Raw genomic sequence first — 20842 nt, 5'->3', positions numbered from 1 at the left:
GGCGGAAGAATCATGCTCCCGCACTGGTGAGCACTGCTAAGTGATGCTCGTCACATCGGCGTGCTCAGTTGACGCTCGCCAGGGCAAAAGGCAGGACGGCCGGAGCCCCTGCCGCGCGGAGTTCGCGGGCCGCCATGGTGAGCGTCCAGCCGGTGTCGGCGAGGTCGTCGAGCAGCAGGATCGGGCCGTCGGCGCCGCCGAGATCCGGTGCCAGCCAGGCCCCAGCGAGTCCGGCGACGCGATAGGCGGAGTTGGCCGCGGACACCGGTGGGCGCTCGGGGTTCCGGGCGAGGGTGCCGAGGTTGCGGAGCCTGCCGACCTGCGCGAGCCGATCGCCCAGCGACGAGACCAACTGCGGGCGGGTCGCCGATTCGAGGGCCATCACCGCGGTCGGCCGCTGCCGCCAGTCCCAGGCGGCGAGCACCTTGACGCAGGCGTCGACGATCGCGTCCGGCACCGGCGCGTCGGGCTCGTCGAACAGCGCGCGCAGGCGCTGGCCCCAGCCGAGGTCGGACAGGCGGCCGAGCACCCGGCCCGTCTCGGGGCCGTCGGTGATCTTGCCGGACAACGGGACACCGAGCTTGGCGAGGCCGGTGGGCCACTGCTTGCGCGGTGCCAGGTCGACGCCGGGCCGGTCCAGTCGGGCCCGCGCCCGCGCGATGGCCTCGTCGTCCACCTCGGCGGTGTGCGCGGGGCCTGCGCAGTTGTCGCAGCGCCCGCACGGCTGCGGGTCCGCGGTCAGACCGGGGTCGTCGAGCTGACGGCGCAGGAACTCCATGCGGCACATCGGTGTTCGCTGGTACTCGACCATCGCCTGTTGCTCGGACTCGCGGGCCTGCTCGAGCCGCTCGTAGCGCTGCGCGTCGTACTCCCACGGCTGCCCGGTGCTGATCCAACCGCCGCGAACGCGCTTCACGGCACCGTCCACGTCGAGCACCTTGAGCACCATCTCCAACCGATTCCGGCTGAGTTCGACCAGCGGTTCGAGCGCCTGGGTGGACTGCGGTCGCTCGGGGTCGAGCACCTCGATCACCTTGCGCACCAGATGCTCGCGCGGGAAGGCGACGCTGGCGAAATAGCTCCAGATCTGCCGGTCCTCGAACCCGGGCAGCAGCACCACCTCGGCGCGGTCGGTGGAGCGGCCTGCGCGGCCGACCTGCTGGTAGTAGGAGATCGGCGAGGAGGGCGCTCCGAGGTGGACGACGAAACCGAGGTCTGGCTTGTCGAAACCCATCCCGAGCGCCGACGTCGCGACCAGGGCCTTGACCCGGTTGCCGAGCAGGTCGGCCTCGAGGCTCTCGCGTTCGGCCGGGTCGGTCTGACCGGTGTAGGCGGCCACCTGGTGGCCCTGCTCGGCGAGCAACCCGGCCAGGTCGCGGGCCGCGGACACGGTGAGGGTGTAGATGATGCCGGAGCCGGGCAGGCGATCGAGCTGCTGGCCGAGCCAGGCGGCGCGCTTGCTCGCCTCGTCGATGTGCACAACCGACAGCCGCAGCGACTCCCGTTCGAGGCCGCCGCGCAGCACCAGGGTCTCTGACCCGCCGACCCCGAGCTGGGCGGAGACGTCGGCGACCACCCGGTCGTTCGCCGTCGCGGTGGTGGCCAGCACGGGGATGCCCTCGCCGAGCTCGCCGATCAGGGTGCGGATCCGTCGGTAGTCCGGACGGAAGTCGTGGCCCCAGTCGGAGACGCAATGCGCTTCGTCGACCACGACCAGGCCCGCGTCCGCGGCGAGCGAGGGCAGCACCTGGTCGCGGAAGTCGGGATTGTTCAGCCGCTCCGGGCTGACCAGCAGCACGTCGACCGTGCCGTCCGCGATGGCGGCGTGGATCTCGTCCCACTCGGTGACGTTGCCGGAGTTGATCGTCGCGGCGCGGACCCCGGCGCGTTCGGCGGAGGCGACCTGGTTGCGCATCAGGGCCAGCAGGGGGGAGACGATGACGGTGGGTCCGTGCCCGCGTGCCCGCAGCAGCTTGGCGGAGATGAAGTACACAGCGGACTTGCCCCAGCCGGTCCGCTGCACCACCAGCGCGCGTTTACGCTGCACCACCAGCGCCTCGATCGCCGTCCACTGGTCCTCGCGCAGCGTGGCGTCGGGTCCGGCGAGCTCGCGCAGCAACCGTTCCGCGTCGGCACGAAGGTCTAGGGCTGCGGGCTCCGTGGCTGTGGTCATGGCGTCCATGGTGCCCGACGGCTACGACATCGGGTCACCGTCGCCCGAGGACCGCGTCCACCTCGGCGCTGGTCGGCGACGAACCCGCGCCGTGCCTGGTGGTGGCGAGCGCCCCAGCCGCACAGGCCCGCGCCAGCGCGACGCCCATCCCGAGGTGCCAGGACGCGGCGAGAGTGCCCGCAAAGGCGTCGCCCGCCCCTGTGGTGTCCACGACCTCGACGACCGGCGGCTCGGCTCGCAGCACCACGCCGCCGTGACCGCGCGCGGTGGCGCCGCGCGCGCCGAGGGTGGTGACGACGTGGGCCGCCCGGTCCAGGGTCGCGGTGCCGAGCTGCGTGGCCTCGGTCTGGTTGACGATGAGCACGTCGACGCACTCGAGCAGCCCGTCAGGAAGCGGCCGCACCGGTGACGGGTTGAGGATCACGGTGGTCCCGTTCGCGCGCGCGTGCCGAGCGCCTGCCGTGACGACGGTGAGGGGCAGCTCCAGCTGGGCCAGCAGCACGTCGGCGCCCGCGATCGCGGCCAGCTCGTCGTCGGTGAGCCCGGCCACCGATGAATTCGCGCCGCCGACGACGATGATGGAGTTCTCGCCCGAGTCGTCGACCGAGATGAGCGCGACCCCGCTCGGCCCAGGGGCCTCGCGCAGCAGCGCGGTGTCCACCCCCGCGCCGACCAGGGCGGCGCGCAGCTCTGCCGAGAAGGCGTCGTCGCCGACCGCGCCCAGGAACCGCACCGCGGCGCCTGCGCGGGCGGCGGCGATCGCCTGATTGGAGCCCTTGCCGCCTGGCCCGGTGGAGAAGGTGTGGCCGAGGATGGTCTCGCCGGGCGCGGGCAATCGCGGCGTCGTCGTGACCAGGTCCATGTTGATGCTGCCGAGGACGGTGATCCGGGGAGCTGGCATGGGCCGAGACTAGTCGGGTGTGGGCTCGATCCGGACGCAGCAGTACCCGTCCGCGGGGGCCAGGCGTGCGCGGCGGCCGACGCATTCGGCGCCGGCGAGCAGCCCACCGATCAGCTCGAGGTTCATGCCGCACACCATCTCGGTGTGCTGCTCGGCGAGGGTGTGGAAGGGGCAGTTCACCAGGGCGATGTCGTCGCCCTCCTGGCGCGGTTCGTAGCCGCACCGCTCGAGCGCCGCGACGATCTCGTCGTCGGTCGGCCCGGCATCGGCACCGAGGGCGAGGCCGAGGTCCTTCGCCCGCAGGCCGAGGGTGGTGCGTGGCGATTCTCCCGTGCGTTCGGCGTCGTCGATGGCCTGGGCGAGCAGTTGCCCGGCGAGCTCGTAGGAGCGTTCGGGGAGCTGGACCGCCACCTCGCGGTCGGAGCGCCGGTACAGCTTGGCTGGGCGGCCCGCACCCGGGCCGGTTCGCCCGCTTCGCCGCGCGAACGCGACCGTCAACAGGTCCTCGTCGACCAGCTTGTCGAGGTGGAACGCGGCGGTCTGGCGCGCGAGCCCGAGCGCCTCGGCGGCCTGATCGCGACTCACGGGCTCCGGGTGCCTGCGGACGAAGTCGTACAGCCGTCGACGGGCCGGTTCGTCGAGTGACGAGACGGCCGAGATGTCCGAGTGCTTGGCCGGATCCATGCTCGCCATTGTAAAACCAATCGCCGTTGACGAAATTCTGCTCGGAGTTCTATAGTCAATCTACATTGATTTTAGAAGGAGGAAGTCATGTCTATCGACTCGACGGGCCAGGTGAGCGGTGTTTCGGCCCGGCTCGCCGACCCCGGCTATCAGGCCTTCCTGGCTCTGCGCACGGTCTTCACGGTGGCGCCGATCCTGTTCGGCCTGGACAAGTTCACGAATCTGCTCACCGACTGGCCGCAGTACCTGGCGCCGTGGATCGACGGAATCCTGCCGGGGACCGCGCAGCAGGGGATGTACGTCGTCGGTGTGATCGAGGTGATCGCGGGCATCGCCGTCGCGGTGGTACCGAGATTCGGTGCGTGGCTCGTCGCCGCCTGGCTGGCGGGGATCATCGTCAACCTTCTGACGCTGTCCGGCTACTACGACGTCGCGCTGCGGGACTTCGGGTTGATGGTCGGCGCGATCGCACTCGCGCGACTGGCCGTCAAGTACGCCGCTCCCGCCCGGGCGTCCCGATGAGCGCGTCGGTCGACGCACTGGCGACGGTGGTGCGCCCGACGACACAGGTCCGAGCCGGCCGTCTGCGGCCGGCCGTCGACCTGCCCGCGGCCGAGCGTGCGGTGGGCGACCTGCTGCGGGCCCTGGGGCGGGACCCGGACGGCGACCACCTGTCAGATACGCCGAGGAGGGTGGCCGCGTCGTACGAGGAACTGCTCACGCCCCGGGATTTCGACCTGACGACGTTTCCCAACGACGCCGGCTACGACGAGCTCGTCCTGGCCCGCGACATCCCGATGACGTCCCTGTGCGAGCACCACCTACTGCCATTCCGCGGCGTCGCGCACGTCGGCTACCTGCCCGGCGGGCGGATCCTCGGGCTGTCGAAGCTCGCCCGTGTGGTCGAGCTGTTCGCGCGCGACCTCCAGGTGCAAGAGCGGCTCACCATGCAGGTGGCGGACTGGCTCTCGGAGCACCTGGACCCGCGCGGGGTCGGCGTCGTGATCGAGGCGGAGCACATGTGCATGTCGATGAGGGGAGTGCAGGCGGCAGGCACCCGGACGGTCACCTCGGCGGTTCGGGGCACCCTGCGCGCCGATCCCGCGGCTCGTCGCGAGTTCCTCGACCTGATTCGCGGATGACCCGCGTCGCTCAGAGCCCTTCGGCTCGGCGCCGGGCGTTGAGCAGTGCGTACCCGCCGCACACCGCGGCCCCGAACACGGCGCCGACCACCAACGCGATCCGTCCGGTGGAGGTGAAGAAGAGCAGCACCACGACCATCGCGAGGAACGCGAGGGCGAGCCAGTTGGTGACCGGCGCCCCTGGCAGCCGGTAGTCCGCGGCGGGCAGCAGGCCGGCGCGGACCGCGGACCGGTACCTGAGGTGGCAGACGAGGATGGTGCCCCAGACGAAGATGATGCCTACCGTGGACACCGAGGTGACGTAGAGGAACGCGCGGTCGGGCGAGACGATGTTGACGATCACCCCGATCACCATCGCCGCGGCGGACAGGGTGATGCCTGCGAACGGGACCGCCCGCTTGCTCAGCGCGCCGAGCGCCGCCGGTGCCTCGCGGCGCAGCGACAGGCTCCGCAGCATCCGGCCAGTGGAGTAGATGCCCGAGTTGCACGAGGACAGCGCCGCGGTCAGCAGCACGAAGTTCATGATCCCGGCCGCCGCGGGGATGCCGATCTGCTGCAGCACCTCCACGAAGGGGCTCACGCCCGCGTGGAAATCGCGCCAGCTCGCCACCGAGAGGATCACCACCAGCGAGCCGATGTAGAACAGGCCGATCCGGAACGGCAGCGTGTTGATCGCCTTCCGCAGGGTCTGCCTCGGGTTCTTCGCCTCGCCCGCGGTCACGCCGACCAGCTCGACACCGACGTACGCGAACATCACGATCTGCAGGCTCATCAGCGAGGCCCCGAATCCGTTGGGGAACACCCCGCCGTCCGCCCACAGGTTGGTCACCGTCGGGTTGGTGGCGTGACCGAAGCCGAGGGTGAGCACGCCGATGCCGATCAGGATCATGCCGAGGATCGCGGTGATCTTGATTGCGGCGAACCAGAATTCGGCCTCCCCGAACAACTTGACCGAGATCAGGTTGGCGCCGAACAGCACGATCAGCACCACCAGCGCGGTCAGCCAGGTCGGCACGGACGGCCACCAGAACTCGACGTATTTGCCCGCCACGGTGATCTCGGCCATGCAGGTGGCCACCCACACCGCCCAGTACGTCCAGCCGGTGACGAAGCCGAAGAAGTGGCCGAGGAACTCCTCCGCATACTCGGCGAAGCTGCCCGAGACGGGTCGGTAGCTGAGCAGTTCGCCCAGCGCGCGCATGATCACGAAGATCACCAGCCCCGCCGCGAGATAGGCCAGGATCAGCGACGGCCCGGCGTCCTCGATCGCGCCGCCCGCGCCGTAGAACAGGCCGGTGCCGATGGCGCCGCCGAGCGCGATCATCTGGATGGTCCGAGAATTCAGTCCGCGGCTATAGCCCTCGGACGGTTCCTCGATGAGCGCCTCGGTGTGGGGCTGGATCATGGGACGTCGTTTCCTCTGTTAACTACTTGGGCGGAACGATTATGCGCCCGACCGGTCGCTACCCTGTACTCATGACCGCGGTGAGCAAGATGGTGGAGACAAACGGCGCTGCCCAGGGCGATGACGGTGCCCGCGAGGCCGTGCACGAGGCCGCCCGCCGCGCCCGCGTGGCGTCCCGGGTGCTGGCCCAGCTCACGACCGCGGCGAAGAACACGGCCCTGAACTCGGCGGCCGACGCCGTGCTCGCCGCGACCGATGCGGTGCTCGCCGCCAACGCCGCCGACATCGAGGCCGCCAGGGCGGCAGGCACCGACGAGAGCCTGCTCGACCGGCTGCGCCTGACCGCCGAGCGGGTCGGGGGCATTGCCGCTGGCCTGCGCCAGGTGGCAGGCCTCGCGGACCCGGTCGGCGAAGTGGTGCTCGGCGCGACGCTGCCAAACGGCCTGGAGATTCGGCAGGTGCGGGTGCCGCTCGGCGTGATCGGCATGGTGTACGAGGCCCGCCCGAACGTCACCGTCGACGCGTTCGGCCTCGCGCTGAAGTCCGGGAACGCGGCGCTGCTGCGCGGCTCGTCCTCGGCCGTGCACTCCAACGCCGCGCTGGTCGAGGTGCTGCGCGCGTCGCTCACCGCACAGGGCCTGCCCGCCGACGCCGTGCAGCTGCTCTCCAGCGAGGACCGCTCCAGCGTGACGCACCTGATCCAGGCCCGCGGCCTGGTGGACGTGGTCATCCCGCGCGGCGGCGCGGGACTGATCAACGCCGTCGTCCGCGACGCGACAGTGCCCACCATCGAGACGGGCGTCGGCAACTGCCACGTGTACGTGCACGCCGCGGCCGACCTCCCGATGGCCGTCAAGATCGTGCTGAACTCCAAGACCCGCCGCCCGAGCGTGTGCAACACCGCCGAGACCGTCCTCATCGACCGGGCCATCGCGGAGACCGCGGTGCCCGCCGTGACCCAGGCACTGCAGTCGCAGGGCGTGATCATCCACGGCGACCTGCCCGGGCAGGTTCCCGCCACCGAGGCCGACTGGGCCGAGGAGTACCTCTCGCTCGACGTCGCGCTGAAGGTGGTCGACGGGATCGACGACGCGATCGACCACATCAATCGCTACGGCACCGGGCACACCGAGGCCATCGTGACGGCCGACCTGGCCGCCGCCCGTGCGTTCACCGCCCGCGTCGACGCGGCCGCGGTGATGGTCAACGCCTCCACCGCGTTCACCGACGGTGAGCAGTTCGGGTTCGGCGCGGAGATCGGCATCTCCACGCAGAAGCTGCACGCCCGCGGGCCGATGGGCCTGCCCGAGCTGACCTCCACCAAGTGGACCGTCTGGGGCGACGGGCACACCCGACCGGTGTAGGACCAGCCCCGCAGGACCGACCGACACAGACGAGTACAAGGAGCGAGTGTGGACCGCGCACTTCCGACGACGCCGCCGATCTTCGCGAGCGTCGATGAGGTGATCACCCGGCTCGCCGAGACCGGCTACCTCTCCGACAAGGCCACCGCCACCGCGGTGTTCCTCGCCGACCGCCTCGGCAAGCCGCTGCTCATCGAGGGGCCCGCGGGCGTCGGCAAGACCGAGCTGGCCCGGGCGGTCGCGCAGGTCTCGGACGCGGAGCTGGTGCGCCTGCAGTGCTACGAGGGGGTGGACGAGTCCCGCGCGCTGTACGAGTGGAACCACGCCAAGCAGATCCTGCGCATCCAGGCCGGCAGCGACAATTGGGATTCGACCAAGCAGGACGTGTTCTCCGAGGAGTTCCTGCTGCCGCGGCCGCTGCTCACCGCGATCCGGCGCGAGGACCCCACCGTGCTGCTGATCGACGAGGTCGACAAGGCGGACGTCGAGATCGAGGGACTGCTGCTCGAGGTGCTCAGCGACTTCGCGGTGACCGTCCCCGAACTGGGCACCATCGTCGCGACCCGCAAGCCGTTCGCGGTGCTCACCTCGAACGCCACCCGCGAACTGTCCGAGGCGCTCAAGCGTCGCTGCCTGTTCCTGCACCTCGACTTTCCCGACGCCGAGCTCGAGCGCCGGATCCTGGCGAGCCGGGTGCCCGAGCTGCCGGAGGCGGTCGCCGAGCAGCTGGTCCGCACCATCCGGGTGCTGCGCGGCATGCAGCTCAAGAAGCTGCCGTCGGTCGCCGAGACGATCGACTGGGGTCGCACGCTGCTCGCGCTCGGCATGGACACCCTCGACGACGACGCCGTGCGCGCCACGATGGGCGTGATCCTCAAGCACCAGTCCGACCAGCAGCGGGCCGCGGCCGAGCTGCGGCTGAACTAGCTCCTGGCGAACCGAGAGGACGGAACCCGACGTGGCCGCAACGCCCCACACACCCGGTGCCCTCGCGTCGCCGCACGGGTTGCCCGGTCATCTCGTCGACTTCGTCGAGGCGCTGCGCAAGCGGGGGATCGCGGTCGGACCATCGGAGACCGTCGACGCGGGCCGGGTGATGGCGGTCCTCGACCTGCTGGATCGGGAGTCGCTGCGCGAGGGCCTGGCTTGTTCGCTGCTGCGCAGGCCAACCCACCGCGCGACCTTTGACGCCCTGTTCGACCTCTGGTTCCCCGCCGGGGTTGGCTTGCGGGCGGACGGCGGCGCCGAGGTGTCGGTGCCGCGCACCCCGGACGGCGAGGTGGATTACGACGCCCTGCGCGAGATGATCGCGGGGCTGCTCGCCGACGGATCGCCGGAGTCGCTGGCGCTGACCGAGCTGCTCACCGCGCAGATGGTCGAGGAGCTCGGCAAGTACGAGTCCTCCAAGGGGCCGTCGTTCTCCGCCTATCAGGCGCTGCGGGACGTGGCACCGGAACAGCTGCTGTCCCGGATCCTCGACGGCCTGATCGGGAACAGCATCGACGGGGAGCACCCGGACGGCGACTACGCCACCGAGGTCGCCAAGCGCACCGCGGCGCAGCGGATCGCGGACTTCCGCAAGATGGTCGAGGCCGAGACCCGCCGCCGCTCCGCCGAGCAGCTCGGCAAGGAACGGGTGGCCACCTACGGGGTCCCGAAGCTGGCCGAGGAGGTCGATTTCCTGCGGGCGTCGGACTCCGAGCTCGTCGCGTTGCGCCGCAGCGTCACCCCGCTGGCGCGCAAGCTGGCCAGCAGGCTCGCCGCCAGACGCAAGCGCAGCCGGGCGGGCGCGATCGACCTGCGCAAGACGCTGCGCAAGTCGATGTCCACCGGCGGAGTGCCGATCGATCTCGTGCAGCGCAAGCCGAGGCCCGCCCGGCCGGAGCTGGTGGTGCTGTGCGACGTGTCGGGATCGGTGGCGGGCTTCAGCAACTTCACCCTGCTGCTGGTGCATGCGCTGCGCGAGCAGTTCTCCCGGGTTCGGGTCTTCGCGTTCATCGACACCACCGACGAGGTCACCCGGTTCTTCGATTCGGGCGCGGACCTGGGCGCGGCGATGTCCCGGATGCTCCGCGAGGCGGAACTGATCACCTACGACGGACACTCCGACTACGGCAACGCGCTCGGGGTGTTCGCGGAACGGTTCGCGCACAGCCTGACCAGCAAGAGCTCGCTGCTGATCCTCGGCGACGCCCGCAACAACTACCGGGATCCGAACCTGGCCGCACTGACCCGTCTGGCGGCGATCGCAAAGCACACGCACTGGCTCAACCCGGAGCCGCGCGGACAGTGGGGCAGCGGCGACTCGGCTGCCTGGGTGTACGCGGACGCGGTGACAATGCACGAGTGCCGATCGGCTCAGCAGCTCGCCGCGGTGGTCGCGGGGCTGCTCCCCGTGTGAGCGGTGCACGGGGAGCGGAGCGGCAGACAGTAAGCTCGACACTCGTGCAGCAGGAACCAGGAACCGTGGGGGCAGGAGCGGCTCGGCGACCGCGTCGCCTCGGTGTGATGGGCGGCACCTTCGATCCGATCCATCACGGCCACCTGGTCGCGGCCAGCGAGGTCGCGGCCCGGTTCGCGCTCGACGAGGTGATCTTCGTTCCCACCGGGCAGCCGTGGCAGAAGGCCGCCCGCAGCGTCAGCCCGGCCGAGGACCGCTACCTGATGACCGTCATCGCGACGGCCTCGAACCCGAGTTTCTCGGTCAGCCGGGTGGACGTGGACCGCGAGAAGGCCACCTACACCGTCGACACCCTCCGTGACCTGCGCCGCCAGCATCCCGACGCCGAACTGTTCTTCATCACCGGCGCGGACGCGCTGGAGAGCATCCTGTCCTGGCAGGATTGGGAGGAACTGTTCGATCTCGCGAAGTTCGTCGGCGTGAGCCGCCCGGGCTTCGAGCTCGGCGTCGGACACCTGGCCGAGCACCTGGTGGGGCACCCGAAGGACGCGCTCACCCTGATCGAGGTCCCCGCCCTGGCGATCTCCTCGACCGAGTGCAGGCGCAGGGCCGCCGAGAACCGTCCCGTCTGGTACCTGGTGCCCGACGGGGTCGTGCAGTACATCTCGAAACGCAATCTGTACCGACCGCACGATTCCGAGCGCCTAGACGGCGCCGTCACCGTGTCGCAACCGGCACCGCACAAGATCAGTACCCATCCGCAGAACCGGGAGAACACGTAGTGAGCGCATCCGCCGAAGCCATCGAAATGTCGCGAATCGCGGCGCTGGCAGCAGACGAGAAACTGGCGACCGATGTGGTGGTGCTCGACGTCTCCGAGCAGCTCGTCATCACCGACTGTTTCGTCATCGCGTCCGCGCCGAACGAGCGTCAGGTCAACGCCATCGTCGACAACGTCGAGGAGAAGCTGCGCGAGGCCGGGCACAAGCCGGTCCGCAAGGAGGGCACCCGCGAGGGTCGCTGGGCGCTGCTCGACTACGTCGACATGGTCGTCCACGTGCAGCACACCGAGGAGCGGAACTTCTACGCCCTCGAGCGGCTGTGGAAGGACTGCCCGGTGGTCCCGGTCGACGGCATCGAGCCGCGTTCGAGGATCGCGGGCACCCCCGAGGACGAGGCCGTGGAGTCCCCCGACTACCCGGAGTCCGCTCAGTGAGCGAAAGCCCCACCGCCGGCCGGTCCGTCCGGCGCTTGATCCTGCTCCGGCACGGCCAGACCGAGTACAACGCCGGCGACCGGATGCAGGGTCAGCTCGACACCGATCTCTCGGAACTCGGTCGGGTCCAGGCGAAGTCGGCGGCCCGGGTGCTGGCCGATCGCCGCCCGATCTCCATCGTGTCCTCGGACCTGCGACGGGCCCGCGACACCGCGACCGCGTTGGGGGAGCACGCAGGCCTCGAGGTCGGGCTCGACGAGCGGCTGCGCGAGACACACCTCGGTCAGTGGCAGGGCCTCACCCATTCCCAGGTCGACGAGCGGGACCCGGGCGCGCGGGTGGCCTGGCGCGCCGATGCCCGCTGGGCCCCACCCGGTGGTGAGAGCCGGATCGACGTGGCCAGGCGCGCGACGCCGGTGGTGTCCGAACTGGTTGCCCGGCAGGAGCACTGGGGCGATGAGCCGATCGTGCTGGTCGCGCACGGCGGGCTGATCGCGGCCCTGACCGCCGCGCTGCTGGATCTGCCCGTCGACCGCTGGGCGGTGTTCGGGGGCCTGGGCAACACCAGTTGGGTGCAGCTGAGCGGGCACGGCGATCCCGACGCGCCGAGCTGGCGTCTCGACGTGTGGAACGCCTCGGCGACGGTGGCAAGCGATGTCCTCTGAACTCGCGGCCGAACTCCCCGCCGACTCCGGGCGGCCGGTCCTGTTGGTGCTGGCCGATTCGCTGTCCTACTTCGGTCCTAAGGGCGGGCTGCCAGCCGATCACCCGCGGATCTGGCCGAACATCGTTGCCGCCGAACTCGGTTGGGACGTCGAACTCGTCGCGCGAATCGGCTGGACGAGCCGCGACGCCTACTGGGCGCTGATCCAGGACCCGCGGGTGTGGGCGACCGTGCCGCGCGCGGGTGCCGTGGTCTTCGCCGTCGGCGGGATGGACTCGCTGCCGTCGCCGCTGCCCACCGCCCTGCGCGAGCAGATCCGGTACCTGCGGCCGCCCGCGCTGCGGCGCGTGGTCCGGTCCGCCTACGGCTGGCTGCAGCCACGTCTGGCGCCGCTGGGCTGGCCGGTCGCGCTGCCGCCGAAACTGAGCGTCGAGTATCTCGAGAGTGCAAGGAACGCACTGGAATACATGCGCCCCGAGCTCCCGGTCATCGGCACCCTGCCGTCCGTGCACGATTGTGATGCCTACGGCAAGGTGCATTCGGGCCGGCCGGGCGCCGTCAGTGCGCTCGAGGCATGGGGCGCCGAGAAGAACGTGCCGCTGGTCGACCTCGCCGATGCGGTACGCGAGAACGTCTTCTCGGAGCACGGCAACCCGGACGGCATCCACTGGGGCTGGGAGGGACACGAACGGGTCGCCGCGGCCATGTTGAGCACGATCCGCGCCGCGCATCCGGACCTGAATGCGGTGGAAGGCATACGGTAGCCCCGTGCCCGTCGTCGTCGTCACCGACTCCTCGGCCTGTATCGCTCCCGACGTGGCGCAGCGGTACGGGATTCGGGTCGTGCCACTGCACGTCCTCGTCGACGGCCGCGATATCCGGGAGGGCGTCGACGAGATGCCCCGCCCGCTCCCACAGGGTGCGACCGTCACCACGTCGGGGGCCTCGCCCGGCGAGCTGACCGAGGCGTACGCACGGGCACTGGAGGAGAGCGAAGGCGACGGCGTGCTCGCCGTACACATCTCACGTCAGCTCTCCGGCACCTGGGAGGCGGGACGTCAGGCTTCGCAGGGCTTCGGCGGGATGGTACGCATCGTCGATTCCCAGTCGACGGCAATGGGATTGGGATATCCGGTACTTGCCGCCGCGCGCGTGGCGAAGGCGGGGGGCGACCTGCGGGCCGTCTATCAGCGGGCGGTGGACGTCGCGCACCGTGGCCGACTGCTGATCATGGTCGACCGGCTCGATCACCTGCGCAGGGGCGGCCGCATCGGTACCGCGGCGGCGTTGCTCGGCACCGCGCTGGCCATGAAGCCGGTACTGCACCTGGTGGACGGCAAGCTGGTGCTCAAGGAGAAGACGCGCACCGCCACCAAGGCGTTGGCCAAGATCGTGGAGAGCGCGGCCGAGTACGCGGGCGACGGGCCCGCCGCGGTGGCTGTGCACCATCTGCAGGCGGCGGACCGCGCCGAGGAGATCGCGGCCGCGTTGCGTGAGCGGATCCCGTCGATCAGCGAGATGGTGGTCTCGGAGATCGGGTCGGTCATCGGCGCGCACGTCGGTCCTGGCGCGATCGGCGTGCTGGTGTGCCCGGGTGGCGCGGGCGGCGGGAACACCGGGGCGGACGACGCCGAGCAGGGCGAAACCGTTCATCCACAGCCCGAGAATTGATCCACAGGCGGCCCGGATTCGGGGCCGGGCGGCCGGATTCGGGCGGACGGCGGTCCTAACGTCGCTGCCATGCGCAGCACCGACGAGACCCGTGACCGGATCAGGCAACGACTCGACGCGATCGCTGCCGGGGGGCGGGCCGGGCAGGCGGACCCCGGGGGAGACGGCGATCCGGGCCTGCGCACACCGGAGTGGCTGACCGAGCAGGCGACCCCGGTGCGGCCGCGGCTGGCACCGGGGCGCCGCGGGGTCGCGGCGCTGGCCGCGGTCGCGCTCGTCGCGGCGGTGGTCGGGGTGCTGGGCGCCTGGCGGGACCGGCCCGTCGCGCAGGCGGTCGAACCGCTGACGGCGGCGTCGGCCCCGGCGTCGGGGTCGGGGCAACCGGAGGTGACGCCGCCGCCCGCCTCGACACCGACGGAACCCGCCGGTGCGCCGCCAGCCGAGCTCGTGGTCAGCGTCGTCGGACTGGTGCGGACCGCGGGCCTGGTGCGCCTGCCCGCAGGCGCACGCATAGCGGACGCGCTCGCGGCGGCGGGCGGCGCCCGCGACGGCGCCGACCTGCTGGGGCTGAACCTGGCGCAGCGCCTGAGCGACGGCGACCAGATCCTGGTCGGGCTTGCGCCGCAGGACGGGGCACCCGTCACGGTGGGCAGCGCCACCATCGGGGCGGGCGCTGCCGGGGCAGGCGAGGGACGCCCGCCCGATGCGGTGGGGCCGGGCCGGGTGAACCTGAACACCGCGTCCGAGGCCGAGCTGGACGAGCTGCCGGGGGTCGGACCGGTGACGGCGGCCGCCATCATCGCGTGGCGGCAGTCCAACGGGCCGTTCACCGACGTCGAACAGCTCGGCGAGGTGGACGGGATCGGACCCGGGCGGCTGGAGAAGCTGCGCGAGCTGGTGGCCGTGTAGATGGCGGCACCCGAAGCCTCGATTTCCGACGGCCGAGCCCTCGACCTCCGGCTGTTGCCGTCGGCTGCAATGTGCTGGGGCGCAACGCTGGTGGGGATCGAGCTGGGCTGGCGGGCCGCGTTGTGGACGGCGCTCGGTGCGCTGGCCGCGGTGGTGGCCGCGGTGGTGGTGGCGGTGGCGAGCACTCGCAGGTCCGCCGCGGGTGTGCTGATCGCGGCGCTGCTGATCGGTGCCGGTTTCGCGGTGGCGGTCGCGGCCCGCGAACGCGCGGTCGCCGAGCATCCCCTGGCCGCGGTGGCGTCGCGCGGGGGATACGCGAGCCTCACCGTCGTGCCGGTGGACGATCCCCGGCGGGTGAGCTCCCCGGCGGGCGACACCGTGATGGTCCGGGCGTCGCTGCGGTCGATCGATGCGGGCGGTGGGGCCGGCGGGCATGCGGTCGGCGGTTCCGTGCTGATCTTCGCGCCTGCCCACGGCTGGCAGGACCTGCTGCCCGGACAGCAGGTGAGCCTGCGGGGGAAGGCGAGCCGACCGCACCACCGCGACCTCACGGTCGCGACGGTCCGCGCGACCGGGGCGCCCCTGCGCGTGGAGGGGGCGCCGTGGACGCAGCGGGCCGCGGGCGCGGTCCGGGATCGCTTCGCAGCCGCGGCGCAGTCGGCGCTGCCGCCCGACGCCGCCGGGCTGCTGCCGGGACTGGTGGTGGGGGACACCTCCGCGCTGCCGGGCGGGGTCAGGGACGACTTCACCGCGGCCGGGCTCTCGCACCTGACCGCGGTCTCCGGTGCGAACATCTCGATCCTGATCGGCGCGGTGCTGTTGCTCATGCGGGCGCTGGCGTTGGGACCGCGCACGTCGGCGGTGGTGGCGGCGCTGGCGTTGGCGGCCTTCGTCGTGCTGGCCCGGCCGTCGCCGAGCGTTCTGCGGGCCGCGGTGATGGGCTCGATCGGGTTGCTCGCCCTGATGACCGGCAGACGCAAGCAGGCGATGCCTGCACTCGGGGCGGCGGTGATCGTGCTGCTGGCGTTGTTTCCGGCGCTGGCAGTGGATTTCGGGTTCGCGTTGTCCGTGGCGGCGACCGCGGCGCTGGTGCTGGTCGCGCCCGGGTGGGTGCGGTGGTTGCGGGCGCGTGGGTGGCCGCGGGCGCTGGCCGAGGCGGTCGCGGTGGCCGCCGCCGCGTACGTGGCGACGGTGCCGATCGTGGCGGCGATGTCGGGGACCCTCAGCACGGTGGCGGTCGTCGCGAACATCGCGGTCGCCCCGGTGATCGCGCCGGTCACCGTGATCGGCGCGGTCGGTGCCGTGGGCGCGGCGGTGTGGCTCCCGCTCGGAGAACTGACGGTGCGGGCGACCGGGCCGCCGCTGTGGTGGCTGCTGCGGGTCGCCGAGTGGGCGTCGGGGGCGCCAGGCGCCACGGTCTTTGTTCCCTCCGGGTTTGGCGGCGCCGCGGTGGTGGCGGGGATCGCCGCGGCGCTGCTGCTCGCGGTGCGGTCGCGGTGGCTGCGGCGGGTGCTCGCGGCGGCGGTGCTGGGGCTGGCGCTGGTGTGGGTGCCTGCCCGTGTGCTGTGGCCGGGCTGGCCGGTGCGGGACTGGGTGCTGGTGGCCTGCGACGTCGGGCAGGGCGACGCGATGGTGCTCGCCGCGGGCGACGGCACCGCGGTGGTGGTCGACGCGGGCCCGGAGCCGCGGCTCGTCGACGGCTGCCTCGATCGGCTGGGCGTGCGTTCGATCGAGGCGGTGGTGCTGACCCACCTGCACGCCGATCACATCGACGGACTGCCGGGGGTGCTGCGGGGACGCCGCGTGGCTGCGGTGATGCTCGGCCCGATGCGGTTGCCGGAGCGCGGTTTTCGTCAGGTACGCGAGCAGTCTGCGGCCTCCGGCGTGCCGATCCGGGAGGCGCGGGCCGGACAGGAGTTGCGGCTGGGGACGCTCACGTTTCGGGTCCTCGGCCCGACGCTTCCGGTGCCGCGCGGCCCGGCGGCGGGAGCCGAGATGTCGAACGACCAGTCGCTGGTGCTGTCGGTGGACACCGCCGCGGGCCGGGTACTGCTCACCGGCGACGTCGAGGCGGAGGGTCAACGGGATCTGCTGCGCGATCGGATCCCGGTCGCGGCGGACATCCTCAAGCTGCCGCACCACGGCTCGCGCACCACGGCACCGGAGTTCCTGCGGTCGGTCGGGGCGCGTCTGGTGGTCGTCTCGGTCGGGGCCGACAACACCTTCGGGCACCCGCATCCCGCGGTGCTGCGGACGATCCGGGAGACCGGTGCCACCCTCGCCCGGACCGACCGGGGCGGCGACGTCGCGGTGAGCAGGTCCGGCGGCGGGGCCACCGCCGTCGGACGGCCATGATGGCCCGGCCCCGATCGTTAGACTCGGCCCATGTCGATCACCGCGAAGCGGCCCGAGGAGTCGCCGTCTCCCAGCGGTCACGAGGCCCGCTGGGAGCAGCACAACCTCGAGCGGCAGACGCGGATCCTCGAGGCGGCGGTCGCCATGATCGAGGAGGGTCCGGCGGGCGCAGACATTCCGGTGCAGCAGATCGCGAAACGCGCCGGACTCGCCAAATCGGTGGTGTACCGGCAGTTCGACGGCCGCGAGGATCTGGATTGCCGAATACGGTCGCACCTCATCGACGAGTTCTCCCGCACCCTGGACGCGCAACTGGACATTTCCACGGGGTCCGTCGAGGAGATCCTCGTCCGGACCATCCGCGCGGTGGCGGACTGGATGACCGACCACCCGCGCCTGAACGAGTTCGCCCGCACCGGGCCGATAGCGCCCGAGGCGGACATCGACGCGGTCAGCAGCCTGAAGGCGCGGATGTCGGTGCGGGCCAGGGAGCTGATCTCGTCGATCGCGACGCAGATCGACGTCGACGACAGTGCCTTCGACTCCGTGCCCCTCGCGGTGGTGACCATGGTCGAGGGCACCCTCACCCAATGGGTGAGCGATCCGACGCCCGCGCGCGACCGGGAAGAGATCGTGGCCGATCTCGCGAGGTTCGCCTGGTTCGTGTTGGACGGCGCCGCACGCTCGGCCGGGGTGACCGTCGACCCGAAGGCTGACCTGGTCTCCGTGATCGCGCAGTTGTCGGGAGCGGGCGGCGACGTGGCGGTCTGACCGCGGCCGGCGGCGTCCGGCAGTCAGGCGGCGTGGTGAGCTTGACGGTCGGGCTCACTGCGGTAGCGAGAGGGCGGACCGTCGATGTGCAGCCGTCGCCACAACCGCCTGGTGGCGGCGTTCATCAGGCCCAGCTCCTCGGCGAGCGCCCGCATGTCGCCGAAGTAGCCGCGCAGGATTGTTCGCGAGTGTGCGCTCCGCCAGAACGCCTCCTTCATCACCGAGCGCGGGATCCCGAATTCCGTGGCCAAAGCCTTTGGCGGAGTCATGATCTCGCCGGCGAGCCACCGCATCGCGAGGGGGAAGGTGACCGCACACACCGCCCTGGAGGCGGTGCCCATCCTGCCGACGTGTGCTTTGAGGAACTCGCCCGCGAACGAGATGTGCCGCGCCTCCTCGGCGATGTGGATCTCCATGGTGCGCAGCACGGCGGGCGGGATGTCCACGCCCCGCCGGATCAGCGCCTTCTGGTAGTGGTCGATCGGCTCCTCGCCGCCCAGGATGCCGATGAACAGGATCACGTGCGCGTAGCCGCCCGCCACTCCGATCAACGGGGACAGGGCCCGGAACGGCTTCCGCATGCCGGGGACGTCGACGCCGATTCGGTTGACCAGTTCCTGGAACATCTGGATGTGGTTGCACTCCTCGGTCATCTCGTGGAGGCAGTAGCGGAACTCCGGCGACTGGTTCGGGAGCTTCATGATGTACTGCATCATTCCGCGGATCAGGATGCTCTCGAACGCGGCGCCGACCTTGATCGAGTTGGCCTGGCGCCACCTCCCGATCGCGATCTGCCGGTCGAGCGGCTGCTCCCGGTACCACGCGGTAGCGCCGAGTGGGTCGATCTCGGGGGAGAGGACCCAGCGCGGGTCCGCGGGGTCGAGGGCGAACTCCGGTGCGTCCCAGTCGATGTCGAGGTACGGGTCGAAGCGTCGGTGCACCGATCCCTCGGACAGCGTCTGCAGCAGATCGCGGTAGGCGGGATCGAGCAACTCGGAAGTGGGTGTCGTAGACGGCGCCATCGATGCTCTCCGTGGTCGTGGCCCGGCGCGGGTCCGGGCACTGCGGTGGTGTCTCAAATTTACTGAGACACCGCGTCCCATGCAAGACCCTTCGGAGGTGACGGGACGCGTGTCGGCGGAGCGTGGGACCATCGTCTGGTGAGTCCCGCATCCCCCGCGCCCGCGCCGCTCCACCTCGTGCTCGGTGACGAAGAACTCCTGGTCGAGCGAGCGGTCGCCGCGATCGTCGCCGCGGTCCGCGCGAACTCGGCGAACGCCGACGAGCTGCCCGTGACCCGGCTCCGGGCAGGCGACGTCAGCGTGTCCGAATTCGCCGAGCTGCTCAGCCCCTCGCTGTTCGCCGAGGACCGGGTGATCGTGCTCGAGGCCGCAGCCGAGGCAGGCAAGGATTCGGTCGCGCTGGTCCTCGATGCGGCGGCGGCACCCCCCGAGGGGTTCGTCCTGGTGATCCTGCACTCCGGCGGCGGCCGCGCCAAGGCGATGGTGGGAGCGCTGCAGAAGTCCGGCGCCGTCGTGCACGAGTGCGCGAAGTTGGCCAAGAACGCCTCGGGCGACCGCGCCCGCGCAGACTTCGTGCGCGCGGAGTTCCGGAACGCGGGCGTCCGGGTCGCACCCGAGGTCATTCAGGTCGTGCTGGAGTCGGTCGGCTCCGAACTGCGTGAACTGGCTGCGGCCTGCTCACAGCTCGCCGCGGACACCGGCGGACTGATCGATGCGGCCGCCGTGCAGAAGTACTACACGGGCAGGGCCGAGGTGTCGGGGTTCGACGTGGCGGAGCTGGCGGTGACCGGGGACCGGACCGGTGCGATGGAGGCGCTGCGGTGGGCGATGCTGCGCGGGGTCCCGCACGTGCTGCTCGCCGACGCCCTCGCCGACGCCGTGCACACCGTTGCCCTCGTGGGGTCCGCCAGGGGTGGCAACGAGTTTCAGCTGGCCTCCGAGCTGGGCATGCCGCCCTGGAAGGTCAAGAAGGGGAAGGCGCAGTCCCGCGGCTGGGGTCCCGAGACGATCGGTGAGGCGCTCGGGGTCGTGGCCCAGCTCAACGCCGACGTCAAGGGCGCGGCCGCAGACCCGGACTATGCCGTGGAGTTCGCGGTGCGACGGGTCGCCGAGCTGCACAGGTGAGCCCGGCCCTCGACGACATCGTCGAATGACCGACGGCCGAGATTCACTTCGTCGAAGCGCCACCCGCCGCGCGGCGGAATCTCGTCGCGAGGCGATCGAACGCCACCGCGAGCTCGTCTCCGTCGATCACCTCGATGTCGACGTCGAGTTGTGTCAGCGAAAGCGCGAGCCGGTCCGGGTCGTCGGAACCCAGCTCGACACGGCACGTTGACTCGTCGACGACCTCGATATCGACCGGGATGGGGACGGGGATCTTTGCGGCGACCGTGGCGGCGGGAGCATGCACGAGTACCCGGGCGCGGTACTTCCAGGCCGCCTTGCTGACGCGTCCGACTACGTACTCGACGACTTTGTCCTCCGGGATCACGCGCGGCTGGAACCGTGCACCCGTCGGTGCGTGCGGAACCATGCGGTCGACACGAAAGATCCGCCAGTCGTCACGGTCGAGATCCCACGCGAGCAGGTACCAGATCGGCCCCCAGCTCACCAGCCGTTGCGGTTCGGTGTGGCGGGCCCCTTCACCGCCCCCTGGCTTCGTATATCCGAACCGGAGCCGTTCGTGGCCGCGGATCGCGGCAGCGACCGCGCCGAGAACCGAGAGATCAAGCGGCGGCTGCGCCCCTGGAACGACGCTCGTCGCCTCGCGTACCGCCTCGACGCGCCGACGCAGGCGCGAGGGCAGTACTTGCTCCAGCTTCGCGAGCGCGGTGAGCGATGTCTCTTCGACTCCGAGCCTTTGGGTCGCGACCGCACGCAGTCCGACCGCGACGGCGACGGCCTCGTCGTCGTCGAGCAGGAGTGGGGGCATCGCCGTCCCGGCGGCCAGCCGGTACCCGCCCGCGACGCCGGGGCGCGCGTCCACGGGATAGCCGAGCGACCGCAGCTTGCCGATGTCGGCGCGCACAGTCCTCGTGCTCACATCGAGCCGGCAGGCGAGCTCGGAGCTCGTCCAGTCCCGCTTGAGCTGGAGTAACGACAGCAGTTCGAGCAGGCGGGCCGAGGTCTCCAACATGTTCTCGATCATTCCAGCAATTGCGGA

Annotated in this window: 20 protein-coding genes; 14 read left to right on the top strand and 6 right to left on the bottom strand. The window is 71.2% G+C overall.

Going from position 1 to position 20842, the window contains the following annotated elements; all coding sequences use genetic code 11:
• Positions 1–64: 64 nt before the first annotated feature.
• The 3 genes from ACFXMV_RS11735 to ACFXMV_RS11725 are packed head-to-tail and all read right to left on the bottom strand — an operon-like array spanning position 65 to position 3758.
• Complete coding sequence (locus tag ACFXMV_RS11735) at positions 65–2173, bottom strand: DEAD/DEAH box helicase (protein ID WP_378499386.1); 2109 nt, start codon at positions 2171–2173, stop codon at positions 65–67.
• Positions 2174–2207: 34 nt separating this feature from the next.
• Positions 2208–3074, bottom strand: coding sequence for a ribokinase (locus ACFXMV_RS11730; RefSeq protein WP_378499387.1), 867 nt, complete (start codon positions 3072–3074; stop codon positions 2208–2210).
• A gap of 9 nt (positions 3075–3083) precedes the next feature.
• Positions 3084–3758 carry a helix-turn-helix transcriptional regulator gene (locus ACFXMV_RS11725; protein ID WP_378499388.1) on the bottom strand — a complete coding sequence of 225 codons (675 nt, stop codon included), beginning with the start codon at positions 3756–3758 and terminating at the stop codon, positions 3084–3086.
• 87 nt (positions 3759–3845) lie between these two features.
• Here ACFXMV_RS11725 and ACFXMV_RS11720 point away from each other — a divergent pair, with 87 nt between their 5' ends.
• A complete protein-coding gene (locus tag ACFXMV_RS11720; RefSeq protein WP_378499389.1) occupies positions 3846–4280 on the top strand; it encodes a hypothetical protein in 435 nt (144 codons plus the stop codon).
• Positions 4277–4900, top strand: coding sequence for a GTP cyclohydrolase I FolE (gene folE / locus ACFXMV_RS11715; RefSeq protein ID WP_378499390.1), 624 nt, complete (start codon positions 4277–4279; stop codon positions 4898–4900). Before ACFXMV_RS11720 ends, folE begins: the two co-directional genes overlap by 4 nt.
• Before the next feature lie 10 nt (positions 4901–4910).
• On the opposite strand, the gene ACFXMV_RS11710 is transcribed toward folE, so the two are convergent.
• On the bottom strand, positions 4911–6305 hold the full coding sequence (locus ACFXMV_RS11710; protein ID WP_378499391.1) for an amino acid permease: 1395 nt from the start codon (positions 6303–6305) through the stop codon (positions 4911–4913).
• A gap of 71 nt (positions 6306–6376) precedes the next feature.
• On the opposite strand from ACFXMV_RS11710, the gene ACFXMV_RS11705 reads away from it, so the two are divergent.
• From ACFXMV_RS11705 to ACFXMV_RS11655, 11 genes are all read left to right on the top strand, one after another.
• Positions 6377–7669, top strand: a complete 1293-nt coding sequence (locus tag ACFXMV_RS11705) for a glutamate-5-semialdehyde dehydrogenase (protein ID WP_378499392.1) — start codon at positions 6377–6379, stop codon at positions 7667–7669.
• Positions 7670–7717: 48 nt separating this feature from the next.
• Positions 7718–8596 (top strand): AAA family ATPase, encoded by an 879-nt coding sequence (locus tag ACFXMV_RS11700; RefSeq protein WP_378499393.1) that lies wholly within the window; start codon positions 7718–7720, stop codon positions 8594–8596.
• 31 nt (positions 8597–8627) lie between these two features.
• A complete protein-coding gene (locus tag ACFXMV_RS11695; protein ID WP_378499394.1) occupies positions 8628–10070 on the top strand; it encodes a VWA domain-containing protein in 1443 nt (480 codons plus the stop codon).
• A 107-nt stretch (positions 10071–10177) separates the two neighbouring features.
• On the top strand, positions 10178–10852 hold the full coding sequence (gene nadD / locus ACFXMV_RS11690) for a nicotinate-nucleotide adenylyltransferase (protein WP_378499395.1): 675 nt from the start codon (positions 10178–10180) through the stop codon (positions 10850–10852).
• Entirely contained in the window at positions 10852–11286 is a 435-nt protein-coding gene (rsfS, locus tag ACFXMV_RS11685; protein ID WP_378499396.1) for a ribosome silencing factor, read from the top strand. The genes nadD and rsfS overlap by 1 nt, the downstream gene beginning before the upstream one ends.
• Positions 11283–11951, top strand: a complete 669-nt coding sequence (locus tag ACFXMV_RS11680) for a histidine phosphatase family protein (protein ID WP_378499397.1) — start codon at positions 11283–11285, stop codon at positions 11949–11951. Before rsfS ends, ACFXMV_RS11680 begins: the two co-directional genes overlap by 4 nt.
• Positions 11941–12714: a diglucosylglycerate octanoyltransferase gene (octT, locus tag ACFXMV_RS11675; RefSeq protein WP_378503024.1), complete on the top strand. Its 774-nt coding sequence runs from the start codon at positions 11941–11943 to the stop codon at positions 12712–12714. Before ACFXMV_RS11680 ends, octT begins: the two co-directional genes overlap by 11 nt.
• A 4-nt stretch (positions 12715–12718) precedes the next feature.
• Positions 12719–13621, top strand: coding sequence for a DegV family protein (locus ACFXMV_RS11670; protein WP_378503023.1), 903 nt, complete (start codon positions 12719–12721; stop codon positions 13619–13621).
• 69 nt (positions 13622–13690) lie between these two features.
• Positions 13691–14530: a ComEA family DNA-binding protein gene (locus tag ACFXMV_RS11665; RefSeq protein WP_378502120.1), complete on the top strand. Its 840-nt coding sequence runs from the start codon at positions 13691–13693 to the stop codon at positions 14528–14530.
• Positions 14531–16885 carry a ComEC/Rec2 family competence protein gene (locus ACFXMV_RS11660; protein WP_378503022.1) on the top strand — a complete coding sequence of 785 codons (2355 nt, stop codon included), beginning with the start codon at positions 14531–14533 and terminating at the stop codon, positions 16883–16885.
• A gap of 30 nt (positions 16886–16915) precedes the next feature.
• On the top strand, positions 16916–17656 hold the full coding sequence (locus tag ACFXMV_RS11655) for a TetR/AcrR family transcriptional regulator (protein WP_378501012.1): 741 nt from the start codon (positions 16916–16918) through the stop codon (positions 17654–17656).
• A 23-nt stretch (positions 17657–17679) separates the two neighbouring features.
• Here the strand turns inward: ACFXMV_RS11655 and ACFXMV_RS11650 are convergent, their stop codons facing one another.
• Positions 17680–18678 (bottom strand): diiron oxygenase, encoded by a 999-nt coding sequence (locus ACFXMV_RS11650; protein WP_378501013.1) that lies wholly within the window; start codon positions 18676–18678, stop codon positions 17680–17682.
• 138 nt (positions 18679–18816) lie between these two features.
• Between ACFXMV_RS11650 and holA the strand changes: the two genes are divergently transcribed.
• The gene (gene holA / locus ACFXMV_RS11645; protein WP_378501014.1) at positions 18817–19803 is read left to right on the top strand and encodes a DNA polymerase III subunit delta; all 987 of its coding nucleotides are present in this window, start codon (positions 18817–18819) and stop codon (positions 19801–19803) included.
• Between the two features lie 43 nt (positions 19804–19846).
• On the opposite strand, the gene ACFXMV_RS11640 is transcribed toward holA, so the two are convergent.
• Entirely contained in the window at positions 19847–20815 is a 969-nt protein-coding gene (locus ACFXMV_RS11640) for a helix-turn-helix transcriptional regulator (RefSeq protein WP_378501015.1), read from the bottom strand.
• Between the last annotated feature and the right edge of the window lie 27 nt (positions 20816–20842).

The organism is Rhodococcus sp. NPDC059179 (assembly GCF_042754885.1).
Classification (GTDB): domain Bacteria; phylum Actinomycetota; class Actinomycetes; order Mycobacteriales; family Mycobacteriaceae; genus Rhodococcus_G.
The sequence above is the reverse complement of the archived record's forward strand: the minus strand, read 5'-3'. Positions and strand labels throughout refer to the sequence as shown.